This is a genomic window from Lapillicoccus sp. (assembly GCF_046595215.1).
Lineage (GTDB): Bacteria > Actinomycetota > Actinomycetes > Actinomycetales > Dermatophilaceae > Lapillicoccus.
Genome location: NZ_JBKJPP010000120.1, coordinates 1 through 11126 on the forward strand (window position 1 = coordinate 1; position 11126 = coordinate 11126).

An 11126-nucleotide genomic window follows, 5' to 3' on the forward strand; every position below is an offset into this window, starting at 1 on the left:
CTCGAGCTGCCCGTCACGGAAGGTGACGTCGTCGCGGCCGACCAGGCGGTGCAGGGCGGCGGCGGCGTCGGCCGCGAGGTCGAGGGTGCGGGGTGTGTCCATGATGTCCACCGTACGTGCCGGCGGGGACGGCAGCCGGGTCGTCCACAGCGTCGCCCACGTCACCCCGGCACCCCCCGGCACCCCCCACCGGGCGCGTCACCCTGAGAGGATGGGCGCATGTCGAGCTCGCACTACTGCGCCACGGTCCCGCTCCGCTGGTCGGACATGGACGCCTACGGGCACGTCAACAACGTCCAGTTCCTCCGGCTGCTCGAGGACGCGCGCGTCACCGGCTTCGCGCAGTGGTTCGACCGGGACCGTCCCCTCCTCGAGGAGGGTGTCCTGGTGACCCGGCACGAGATCGAGTACGTCGCCCCCCTGACCTTCCGCCACGCCCCGATCGCCGTGGACATGTGGTGCACCAAGATCTCCGGGGCCGGCTTCGACCTCGGCTACGAGGTGCGTGACCCGCAGGGCGTCGGCGACGTCCTCTACGCCCGCGCCGAGACGGGTCTCGTCGTCTACGACTTCCCGACGTCGAGCCCCCGCCGGATCCGCACCGACGAGCGCGACATCCTCCGGGCGCACGCGGGCGACGCGGTGGCCTTCCGGTGGCGCAGCCGGTGACCAGCCTCGTCTTCGACGACGAGCGGGGGTATGCCGACTTCGTCACCTTCGTGGCCCGGGCCCGCACCGTCGACCCGGACGGGGCGATGCACCTGCAGGCGTTCGACGTGACCCTGGCGGCGCACGTCGGCGTCCTGCCCGGCCGAGGGCTGCTCGGCCAGGGCACCGTGACGGGCCTGCGGGCGATGGCACTGGCCGAGCCGTCGGCGCTCGACGTCGTCGTCTCCCTCGCCAGCCTCGCCGACCGCATCGCCCGGCAGCCGCGTGGCGTCGAGCTGCTCGTCCCCCCGACGAGCGTCAGTGCGGTCTGGGCCGCCCTGGCCCCGCAGCGCGGCGGCTGGGAACCGGTGGGCGAGGTGGCGTCCACGGACCTGGAGGCGGTCGCCCGGGCCGGCATCGAGGAGGTTGCCCGCGCATCCGCTGCTCCGGCGGGCGGGCCCGCCGTGACCCTGCTGCGGCAGTCCGTGTGGGGGCGTCTCACCGAGACCACTCCGCCCGTGCCTGCGGGGGCCGCCTTCGCCGCATCCGTGCTCGGGTTCCTCGAGGCCGGTCGCAACGCGAGGGTCTATGTGCAGGGGCGGTGGGTCCGCGTGGCCACCGACCGCGGCCACGTCCTCGTCAGGTGACCGTGCTCGACGGTGCTGGTCAGGTGACGGTGCTGGTCCGGTGGCCGCGGTCGGCCACCCGACCGACCCTCCTGCGTCGAGTCCCCCGCCTCAGGCGCGGACGGCGCAGCGTCGGCCGCCGACGACGACGAGGGCAGCGACCGCGGCGAGTGACCCCCAGATAACCAGGTAGGTGCGGGTGTCCCCGCCCGTGGTGTGCATGGACGCGAAGAGCGCACTCGCACCGGCGATCCCGATGACGCTGCCGAGGACGTCCGAGAGCTGGAGCGCCGCCGAGGCCGTGCTGGACTCCCCGGTCGGGGCGACGTCGAGCAGCAGCACCGACAGGGAGGTCGAGGCGAGACCCATGCCCGTGCCGGCAAGGACCATGGCCGGCGCGAACAGCCCCACCGGCCAGCCGAGTGCCGTCACGAGGACGAGGCCGAGGCAGCCGAGGGTGAGGAACAGCCCGCCCGCGGAGACGAGCGATGAGCGGCGGCCGGCCATCGAGGCGAGGCCCTGCACCCAGGAGCCGGCCGACCACCCGAGTGAACCCAGCGCGAGGACGATGCCCGCGGTGGCGAGCGTCGTGCCGCGCTCCTGCGTCAGCATCAGCGGGACGTAGGTGATGGTCCCGTTGAAGGCGGCGTTGAGCAGGAACCGGCTCGCGATGATGGACGGGATCCCCCGCGCCATCCGCATCGTGCCCGCGGGCAGCAGCCCGGGCGTGAGGAGCAGGAGCCCGCCGAGGCCCGCGAGCGCTGCCACGCTCTGCCAGGACAGCAGCGGGAACCGTTCGTGCGTGCCGAGCTGCAGCAGGCCGGCGGCGAGCGCGACGAGGGCGCCCATCCGGGCGGTCCGCCGGTGGGCAGACCGATCGTGCGTGCCGTGTTCGGAGCGGTCGTCGCGTTGACGGATCGCCGCGGACTGCCTCGCGACGACCGCCAGCGTGAGAAGGGCCGGCGGCACGACGACCCAGAAGACGAGCCGCCAGGTGAAGGTCGCCGCCAACCAGCCGGACAGGGGCGCACCGACGAGGGACGGCAGGATCCACGCCGCCGAGATGAAGCTGAACACCCGCGGTCGGGTCGTGCCCGGATAGACCTGCCCGACGACCACGTAGAGGACGACGATGACGACCCCGGCGCCGAATCCGGTGACCGCGCGTCCGACGAGCAGCATCGGAAAGCTGGTGGCCAGACCGCAGATCGCGGCGCCGACGGCGAAGAGGAGCTGCCCGGCATACAGTCCCGGCATGGGGCCGGAGCGGTCCGACCACACCCCGGCCACGACGATCCCGAGCAGCTGCGCGGTGAGCATCACGGAGAAGGTGAGCCCGTAGCCGCGCACGGCGTCGAGGTCCGCCGCGGCCTGCGGCATGGCCGTCGCGATGGCCATCGCCTCGAAGGCGATGATCGTCACCAGGGCGATGAGGGCGACGGTGATGAGCCGGTATGCCGGAGAGAACGGTCCGTCCTTCGGGTCACCCGAGCGGGTCGCCGAGGTGGTGCGGTTGCCGGTGCTCACTGGCTCGAGTCTACGGCGGGGTCAGCGCCACTGCCCGCGGGCAGTGAGCACCTCCTTGAGGGTGTCGATCCGGTCGCTGACGATGCCGTCCACGCCGAGGTCGAGCAACCGCGCCATCTCGGCCGGGTCGTCGATGGTCCAGACGTGGACCTGCTTCCCGAGGCGGTGCGCGGTCTCGAGCAGATGTGGTGTGACGAGCTGCACGGTCCGTCCCCGCACCGGGTGGGTCGTGGGGATCTGGAGGACCTGGGCAGGGGAATGGCACAGGGTGCTCACCCATCCGGGGGCGAACCGCAGGGCAGCCGTGCCCAGCCGGCCGGCGGCGGTGGCGACACGGGGACCCGCCAGCCGACGGAACGCCGACAGCCGGCGCTCGGAGAACGACCCGACGCAGACGCGGTCCTGCGCCTGGTGTTCCTTGATGGTCCGCCACAGGGGCGCGACGGCGCCAACCGCCTTGATGTCGATGTTGATCCGGGTGTCGGGGAAGGACCCGAACAGCTCGGCCAGCTCGGGGATCGGCTCGACCCCGTTGATCCGGGCCGCCGCCACGGCCGACCAGGGCAGGTCGGCGATGAGGCCACGACTGTCGGTGACGCGCTCGAGCCGGTCGTCGTGGAAGGCGATGAGTCGACCGTCGGCCGTCGCGTGGACGTCGGTCTCCAGGTAGCGGTAGCCGAGGTCGACGGCGTTGCGGAACGCCGTGAGGGTGTTCTCGATGCCGCGGTTCGGGGCGTACGTCGAGCCGCCGCGGTGGGCGAGCGCAAGCGGCCCGGCGTCGAAGTACGGGTAGTCCGCCGCGGTCATCACCCGGCCACCTTGCCATGCGGTGCGCCGGGGGTTCGGCGCCCTTGCGACAATGACGGGATGGACGACCCGACCCGACCGTTGACGGTCTCCGGCTGCCGCTCGGAGTGTGCCTGGTCGGCGACGGGCGACGTCCTGGGTGGCGACCCCGTCTTCGACTGCTCGGCATGTGGCAGCGAGTGGGTCAGGTCAGAGCCGTGGACGCCGATCGACGCCCAGGGTGAGGTGCCCGACTCCGTGCTGGCAGAGCGTCGCCGCACCTGAGTCGGGGGCGAGGTCAGGAGGAGCGGAGCCGGACCCAGACCGTCGTGTCGGTCGGCACCGCGCCGTCATCGTGGAGCGCGCCCGAGCTGATGACGACGGAGGCACCGGCGGGCAGCGGCAGCGGCGCCGCCCCGAGGTTGGCAATGACGACGATGTGGGCGTCTCCCGCACGCTCGTTGGCGAAGGCCACGACGTCGGGCTGCCCGGCATACTCCTCGAGCCAGCGCAGCGAGCCCTCGCCGAGGCGCTCCTCGCGGCGGACCCGGAGCAGGGTGCGGTAGAGCTCGAGGGTCGAGTCCTCCCGGCCGACCTGCTGGTCGACGGCGTAGTCGCCGTAGGCGGCCGGCTGCGGCAGCCACGTCGAGTCGGAGGGGCCGAACCCGAGGGACGGAGCGCCCCGGGTCCATGGCATCGGCACCCGGCAGCCGTCGCGGCCGAGCTCGGTGCCCTGGCTGCGCGCGAAGGTCGGGTCCTGACGGAACTCGTCCGGCATGTCCGTCGAGTCCGGCAGCCCGAGCTCCTCACCCTGGTAGACGTAGGCCGCACCGGGGAGGGCGAGCATGAGCGTCGTCGCGGCGCGGGCCCTCATCAGGCCGAGGTCACGGTCCGGCTGCACGTCGTCCCTGCCGATGCCGTTGGGCCGGCGCTTGTCCTGGGTCAGGCCCAGACGCGAGGCGTGCCGCACGACGTCGTGGTTCGACAGGACCCACGTGCTCGGGGCGCCGACCGAGGCCGCTGCTGCGAGGGAGTGGTCGATGACCCTGACGAGTCGGGCAGCCTTCCACGGGCACTCGAGGAAGTCGAAGTTGAAGGCCTGGTTCATCTCGGTCGGGCGGACGTAGCGCGCTGCCCGCTCGGCCGGCTCGACCCATGCCTCTGCGCAGAGGATGCGGTCGGGCTTGCCGTAGGAGTCGAGGATCGTGCGCCACGTCTCGTAGACCTCGTGGACGCCGTCCTGGTCCCACATCGGCGGACGCGGCTTGCCGTCCCGCTCGTCGGCATCGAGGGACAGGTGCTCGCTCGCCTCGACCTCACCGATGCCGCCGAGGATCTCCTGCTTCTCGTCCCAGTCGGGCAGCCCGGACTCCTTGACGAGGCCGTGCGCGACGTCGACCCGGAAACCGTCGACGCCGCGGTCGAGCCAGAACCGCAGCACCGACTCGAACTCCTCGCGCACCTGCGGGTTGTCCCAGTCGAAGTCGGGCTGCTTCGGGTCGAAGAGGTGGAGGTACCACTGGCCGGGGGTGCCGTCGGGCTCGGTGATCCGGGTCCACGCACGCCCGCCGAACACGGACCGCCAGTTGTTGGGGGGCACCTCACCGCCATCACCGGAGCCGTCACGGAAGATGTAGCGCGCCCTCTCAGCCGAGCCCGGCGTCGCCGCGAGGGCCGCCCGGAACCACACGTGCTCGTCGGAGGAGTGGTTGGGCACGAGGTCGACGATGACCTTGAGGCCGAGCTCGCGGGCAGTGGCCAGCATCGCGTCGGCGTCGGCGAGGGTCCCGAAGAGCGGGTCGATGTCGCGGTAGTCCGCGACGTCGTAGCCCGCGTCGGCCTGCGGCGAGGTGTAGAACGGGGAGAACCAGACCGCGTCGACCCCGAGGTCCTTGAGGTATCCCAGCCGGGCGGTCACCCCGGGCAGGTCGCCGATGCCGTCGCCGTCGCCGTCGGCCCACGAACGCGGGTAGATCTGGTAGATCACGGCATGGCGCCACCAGGCGGTGGGATCGGCGGCGGCGGCCGCGGTGGCTGCCGGGGCGGCGGAGGTGGAGGTCAAGGTCTGGGTCACCCGTCAAGGGTGGGGCATTGCTGAAAGATCCTGCAAATTCCTGCACGGCGATTCTCACAGTGTGTCGCTCGGGCTCTCGCTCGGGGCGGATGCCGGGCCCGGCCACCCCGAGTGCGAGGATGTCGAGGTGACGTTTTTCGACGAGGTGGGTGGGCACCCGACCTTCGCCAGGCTGGTGCACGAGTTCTACGTCGGGGTGGCCGGTGACCCGGAGCTGCGGGCGCTCTACCCCGAGGCGGACCTCGGCCCGGCCCAGCTGCGGCTGCTCGGCTTCCTGGAGCAGTACTGGGGCGGCCCGGGCACCTACTCGCAGGAGCGCGGCCACCCCCGCCTGCGGATGCGTCACCACCCGTATGCCGTGACACCGGCCCAGCGGGACCGCTGGCTCACGCACATGCTCGCTGCCGTCGACACCCTCGCTCTCGACGAGGCACACGACCTGCTGCTGCGCGACTACCTCACCCGGGCCGCGCACTCGCTGGTCAACCAGCTGGAGGACGAGCAGCTCGCGAACGGAAGCTCCACCTGAGCCGGCTCAGGGGGGCGGGATCGTGCCACCGCCGGACGGCGGCACCGGCGGCGGAGCGGGCGGCGGGGCGGCGCCGACAATCCCGTGCTGGTCGAACGCGGCCTTGACCCGCTCGCGGATCTCGCGCTGGACGGCGTAGTTCTCGTTCGCAATGCACTTGGCGCTGATCCGCAGGATGACCGATCCCCCGGTCATCGACTCGATGCCGACGACCGAGGGCTCCTCGATGAGCAGGGCGGACCACGGCTCGGCCGCGCCGAGGTCACCCACCGCCTCGGCGATGACCCGGGTGACCCGCGCGAGGTCCTCCTCATAGCTGACCTGGACGTCGACGAGCGCGGTCGACCAGCCCTGTGACTTGTTGCCGATCCGCAGGATCTCGCCGTTGCGGACATACCAGACCACGCCGTTCGCGTCCCGGAGGCGGGTGATCCGCAGCGTGACGTCCTCGACGGTCCCCGTCACCGACCCGGTGTCGACGATGTCGCCGACGCCGTACTGGTCCTCAACGATCATGAAGATCCCCGAGAGGAAGTCCTTGACGAGGCTCTGGGCGCCGAAGCCGAGGGCGACCCCACCGACCCCGGCGGACGCCAGCAGCGGACCGAGCGGCAGGCCGACCGTCGCCATCACCGTGAGGATGGCCACCCCGAAGACGACGAAGGTGACGATGCTGCGCAGGATGGCGCCCATCGTCCTCGTGCGCTGCAGGTGGCGCTCGTGCGCCAGCCCGGTCACGTCGGCGAGGACCCGGCCGGTGCGACCGGGCACCCTCTGCAGCCGCGCGTCACTGCGCGTCGCCGCCGTCGCCACCATCCGCTCGATGACCCGCAGCGCGAGCCACCGCAGCACCACGGCGCCGATGAGGGTCGAGGCGATCAGCAACGGCGGGCCGGCGAGCCTCTCCCACGCCGCGCCCACCTCGATCGCCCCGAACACGGTGGCGTCACCGGGCAGTGCGGTAACGACGATCTCAGTCACGCTTGGCGTCCGCCTCCTGGGCCCGCACCGCCGTGAGGACGGTGTCGAGGTTCTCCCCGACGAGGCGGCGCAGGGCGGCCGGCGCGCCGGGGTTGGTGTCCATCCACTCCCGGGTCGCCGCCGCCAGCTGCGGGCCGGCGAGGCTGCGCGGGTAGAAGTAGGTGACGAACCGCTCGCGGATCGCGGCCGAGCGCGACTCCCAGATCGGTAGCAGTGCGTCGTGGTACTTCGCGACATAGCCCGACAGGAGCGCCTCGGGGTCCTGGGCCCGGTTGAACCCGGCACCGAGGGCCTCGACGACCGAGTTCGGCTGACCGTCCTGCTCGACGGCGAGACGCCAGGCCTCGGCCTTGGCCTCCGCCGTCGGTCGGGCGGCCCTGGCGAGGAAGGCCCGCTCCCGCCCGGTCGCCGTGTTGTCCCGCTCGAGTTCCGCGTCGATCTCGTCGGCGTCGGCGGCTCCTGCTGCCGCGAGCGACGCGAGGAGCGCCCAGCGCAGGTCCTGGTCGAGGGCGAGTCCCTCGTAGGGCCGGGACCCGTCGAAGGCCGCCCGGATCCGTGCGACGTCCGCGTCGCCGTGACCGACGCGGGCGAAGGCAGTGACGAGCTGGAACTGTCGGTCGCTGCCGGCCGGCGCGGCCTCGGCCAGCTCACGCAGCGTGTCGGCGACGGTCCGCAGCGTCTCGGTGCGGTGGGCGGGGGCCGTGTAGCTCGTTGCCGAGGTGATCAGCTGCGACGGGATCTGCTTGGTGGTCGTGAGGATCGTGCGCAGGACCGTGGAGTGCTGCTCGATCTCCGCCGCGCTGAGCAGCACCGGGATGAAGTCCCGCGCCGCGAGCTCGCCCTCGCGGACCAGCTCCCAGAATGCCCCGAGGACGAGCGACCGGGGGAGGCTCTCGGTGAAGTCGGCGGCGTGCGCGAGCGCCGTGGCGTGCGACCGCTCGTCGAAACGCAGCTTGGCATAGCTGAGGTCGTCCTCATTGGGCAGGAGCAGGTCGGGCTGGGCAAGGCCGACGAGCTCGGACAGCTCGGTGCGCTCGCCGTCCACGTCCACCTCGTGGCGTCCGACGCGCTCCAGAGCGCCGCCCACGAGGTCGTAGCGACCGATGGCGACCCGGTGCGGGCGAAGCGTCGGGTATGCCGGGTCGGCGCTCTGGACGATTGTCGCCGCGGTGATGACCCCCGCGTCGTCGGTCTCCACCTCGATCGTCAGGGTGTTGACCCCGGCCGTCTTGAGCCAGACCTCGGACCAGGTGCTCAGGTCGCGACCGGAGCTGGCCTCGAACTCCGCGAGGAGGTCGGCGAAGCGCGTGTTGCCCCAGGCATGTTTGCGGAAGTAGGACCGCAGCCCCTCGACGAAGGGCTCACGTCCGACGTGGGCGACGAGCTGCTTGAGGATCGAGCCACCCTTGGCGTAGGTGATGCCGTCGAAGTTGATGAGGACGTCGTCGAGGTCCTTGATGTCCGCGTAGACCGGATGTGTCGAGGGCAGCTGGTCCTGCTGGTAGGCCCACGTCTTCTCGTGGCTCTGGAAGGTCGTCCACGCGTCGGACCACTCCGTCGCCTCGGCCTGGGCGACCGTCGAGGCCCACTCGGCGAACGACTCGTTGAGCCAGAGGTCGTCCCACCACGTCATCGTCACGAGGTCGCCGAACCACATGTGGGCCAGCTCGTGAAGGATCGTCAGGGCGCGGCGCTCCGCCGTCGAGTCGGGGACCTTGCTCCGGAAGACGTAGACCTCGGTGATCGTCACGCAGCCGGCGTTCTCCATGGCGCCGGCGTTGTACTCCGGCGTGAAGATCTGGTCGTACTTCGCAAACGGGTAGGGCGAGTCGAACTCCTTCTCGAAGAAGGCGAACCCGCGCTTGGTGCAGTCGAGGATGTTGTCGGCGTCGACGTACTGCATGAGTGACTTGCGCGCGTAGACGGCGAGCGGCACGGTGCCGCCGCGCGAGGCCACCTCGTCGCGGACGACGTCGTAGGGTCCGGCCACGAGGGCTGTGATGTAGGAGGAGATCCGCGGTGTCGCCTCGAACGCCCAGGTGGCAGCGGGTATGCCGTGCAGCTCACCTGCGCCGGTGGGCTCCGGCGTGGGCGAGTTGGAGACCAGCGTCCAGTGGGCGGGGGCCGTGACGGTGAAGGCGAAGGTCGCCTTGAGGTCGGGCTGCTCGAACACGGCATACACCCGACGCGAGTCCGGGACCTCGAACTGGCTGTAGAGGTAGACCTCGTCGTCCACCGGGTCGACGAAGCGGTGCAGACCCTCGCCCGTGTTGGTGTAGAGCCCGGTGGCCCGGACCACGAGCTCGTTGTCGGCCGCGAGGCCCGGCAGGGTGATCCGCGAGTCGGCCCAGTGTGCCGCCGGGTCCAGGTCAGCGCCGTTGAGCGTGATCGCCGCGACCGTGTCACCGACGAAGTCGACGAAGGTCTCGGCGCCCGGGGTCGTCGACACGAAGCGCACCGTGGTCGTGGTGGCGAAGGTCTTCGGGCCGGTGGTGAGGTCGAGGACGACGTCGTAGCTGGTCACCGAGACCAGCTCGGCGCGGGCAGCCGCTTCGTCGCGGGTCAGGTTCTGGCCGGGCACTGGGTTCACTCCAAGGTTCGGTGGGGTCGTGGGGCTGGACGCCCGCCATGATGGCACGACGACGCGACGTGCCCGACGCGAGCAGTGAGAGGATGCAGCGCATGAGCCCTGCGAAGAGGAAGGCGGAGGCCGGACCCTCGCGGACCGCGAAGACCCCGCCCAGGCGTGCCCAGGCCGAGATGTGGTTCGACCCGGCCTGCCCGTGGGCGTGGCTGACATCCCGCTGGTTGATGGAGGTCGAGAAGGTCCGGGACGTCGACCTGACGTGGTCGGTCATGAGCCTGTCGGTCCTCAACGAGAAGGCCGACCTGTCGCAGGAGTACCGCGACCTCATGGAGCAGGCGTGGGGACCGGTGCGCGTCATCATCGCCGCCTCGCAGTCGCACGGCGCGAAGGTCGTCAAGCCCCTCTACGACGCGATGGGCACGCGGATCCACCTCGGTCGGATGAAGGACTACGAGCAGGTCGTCGCCGAGTCCGTCGAGGAGGTCGGGCTGCCGGCGAGCCTGGGCAGCGCCGCCCGGCAGAAGAAGTACGACGCGGCCCTGCGACGCAGCCACAGGCGGGGCATCTCCCTGGTCGGGACCGACGTCGGCACCCCGGTCATCAGCGTCGGGGAGGTCGCGTTCTTCGGCCCGGTCGTCACCCCGGCCCCCAGGGGTGAGGCAGCCGGCCGGCTCTGGGACGGCACCCTGCTCGTCGCCCGCACGCCCGGTTTCTACGAGATCAAACGGACCCGCACCCAAAGCCCGGTCTTCGACTGACGATCGAGCGAGCGACGAGCGAGCGGAAGGGAGCACGGACATGCGCGTGCACATCGGCGGTGACCACGCGGCATACGAGCTGCACGAGGCACTGCTCACCCACCTGCGGGACGCCGGGCACGAGGTGACCAACCACGGTCCGCGCCACTACGACGCGGAGGACGACTACCCGGTGGCCGTGCTCCGTGCTGCCGAGGCGGTGGCGAAGGACCCGACGTCCCTGGGGATCGTCCTCGGCGGGTCGGGCAACGGGGAGCAGATGGCCGCCAACAAGGTGACGGGCATCCGTGCGGCGCTCGCGTCGACGCCCGAGCTGGCGCAGCTGGCGCGAGAGCACAACGACGCCCGGGTCGTCTCCATCGGCGGCCGGTTCACGGCCGTCGAGGAGGCCAAGGCGATCGTCGACGTCTTCCTGGCCACACCGTTCTCGGGCGTCGAACGCCACGCGCGCCGGATCGCGATGGTCTCCGCGTACGAAACCGGGGGCGTACTGCCGGATGAAACGTGACAATTAGGTCACAAGGCGCGCCGCTTCTACCAGAGTTTGGTAAAGAACGGCACCCACCGAACGGTCGCGTCCTAGGGTGCGGAGCGTGGCCACCAACACCGG

At 71.4% G+C, this 11126-nt stretch carries 11 protein-coding genes; 6 read left to right on the forward strand and 5 right to left on the reverse strand.

Annotated elements, in window-relative coordinates:
- The first annotated feature begins 219 nt into the window (after nt 1-219).
- Nucleotides 220-669: an acyl-CoA thioesterase gene (locus ACLL9L_RS09715; RefSeq protein WP_411284448.1), complete on the forward strand. Its 450-nt coding sequence runs from the start codon at nt 220-222 to the stop codon at nt 667-669.
- Nucleotides 666-1295, forward strand: coding sequence for a hypothetical protein (locus tag ACLL9L_RS09720; protein ID WP_411284449.1), 630 nt, complete (start codon nt 666-668; stop codon nt 1293-1295). The genes ACLL9L_RS09715 and ACLL9L_RS09720 overlap by 4 nt, the downstream gene beginning before the upstream one ends.
- Before the next feature lie 90 nt (nt 1296-1385).
- Here ACLL9L_RS09720 and ACLL9L_RS09725 read toward each other — a convergent pair whose 3' ends face one another.
- Complete coding sequence (locus ACLL9L_RS09725) at nt 1386-2801, reverse strand: MFS transporter (protein ID WP_411284450.1); 1416 nt, start codon at nt 2799-2801, stop codon at nt 1386-1388.
- 21 nt (nt 2802-2822) lie between these two features.
- Nucleotides 2823-3608 carry a glycerophosphodiester phosphodiesterase gene (locus tag ACLL9L_RS09730; protein ID WP_411284451.1) on the reverse strand — a complete coding sequence of 262 codons (786 nt, stop codon included), beginning with the start codon at nt 3606-3608 and terminating at the stop codon, nt 2823-2825.
- A 60-nt stretch (nt 3609-3668) separates the two neighbouring features.
- Here ACLL9L_RS09730 and ACLL9L_RS09735 point away from each other — a divergent pair, with 60 nt between their 5' ends.
- Nucleotides 3669-3872: a hypothetical protein gene (locus ACLL9L_RS09735; protein ID WP_411284452.1), complete on the forward strand. Its 204-nt coding sequence runs from the start codon at nt 3669-3671 to the stop codon at nt 3870-3872.
- Nucleotides 3873-3885: 13 nt separating this feature from the next.
- Here the strand turns inward: ACLL9L_RS09735 and ACLL9L_RS09740 are convergent, their stop codons facing one another.
- A complete protein-coding gene (locus ACLL9L_RS09740; RefSeq protein WP_411284453.1) occupies nt 3886-5661 on the reverse strand; it encodes an alpha-amylase family glycosyl hydrolase in 1776 nt (591 codons plus the stop codon).
- Between the two features lie 127 nt (nt 5662-5788).
- On the opposite strand from ACLL9L_RS09740, the gene ACLL9L_RS09745 reads away from it, so the two are divergent.
- The gene (locus ACLL9L_RS09745) at nt 5789-6190 is read left to right on the forward strand and encodes a globin (RefSeq protein ID WP_411284454.1); all 402 of its coding nucleotides are present in this window, start codon (nt 5789-5791) and stop codon (nt 6188-6190) included.
- Between the two features lie 6 nt (nt 6191-6196).
- On the opposite strand, the gene ACLL9L_RS09750 is transcribed toward ACLL9L_RS09745, so the two are convergent.
- Both ACLL9L_RS09750 and pepN read right to left on the reverse strand, forming a co-directional pair.
- Entirely contained in the window at nt 6197-7171 is a 975-nt protein-coding gene (locus ACLL9L_RS09750) for a mechanosensitive ion channel family protein (RefSeq protein ID WP_411284455.1), read from the reverse strand.
- Nucleotides 7164-9752, reverse strand: coding sequence for an aminopeptidase N (gene pepN, locus ACLL9L_RS09755; RefSeq protein WP_411284456.1), 2589 nt, complete (start codon nt 9750-9752; stop codon nt 7164-7166). The genes ACLL9L_RS09750 and pepN overlap by 8 nt, the downstream gene beginning before the upstream one ends.
- 179 nt (nt 9753-9931) lie before the next feature.
- On the opposite strand from pepN, the gene ACLL9L_RS09760 reads away from it, so the two are divergent.
- A complete protein-coding gene (locus ACLL9L_RS09760; protein ID WP_411284458.1) occupies nt 9932-10516 on the forward strand; it encodes a disulfide bond formation protein DsbA in 585 nt (194 codons plus the stop codon).
- Nucleotides 10517-10556: 40 nt separating this feature from the next.
- Nucleotides 10557-11024: a ribose-5-phosphate isomerase gene (locus tag ACLL9L_RS09765; RefSeq protein ID WP_411284457.1), complete on the forward strand. Its 468-nt coding sequence runs from the start codon at nt 10557-10559 to the stop codon at nt 11022-11024.
- The last annotated feature ends 102 nt before the right edge of the window (nt 11025-11126 follow it).

What these genes read in the sequence shown, in the direction of transcription:
- ACLL9L_RS09735 (WP_411284452.1), top strand. Translation starts at nt 3,669, where the DNA reads ATGGACGACCCGACCCGACCGTTGACGGTCTCCGGCTGCCGCTCGGAG.
- ACLL9L_RS09765 (WP_411284457.1), top strand. Translation starts at nt 10,557, where the DNA reads ATGCGCGTGCACATCGGCGGTGACCACGCGGCATACGAGCTGCACGAG.
- ACLL9L_RS09730 (WP_411284451.1), bottom strand. Translation starts at nt 3,608, where the DNA reads ATGACCGCGGCGGACTACCCGTACTTCGACGCCGGGCCGCTTGCGCTC.
- ACLL9L_RS09715 (WP_411284448.1), top strand. Translation starts at nt 220, where the DNA reads ATGTCGAGCTCGCACTACTGCGCCACGGTCCCGCTCCGCTGGTCGGAC.
- ACLL9L_RS09760 (WP_411284458.1), top strand. Translation starts at nt 9,932, where the DNA reads ATGTGGTTCGACCCGGCCTGCCCGTGGGCGTGGCTGACATCCCGCTGG.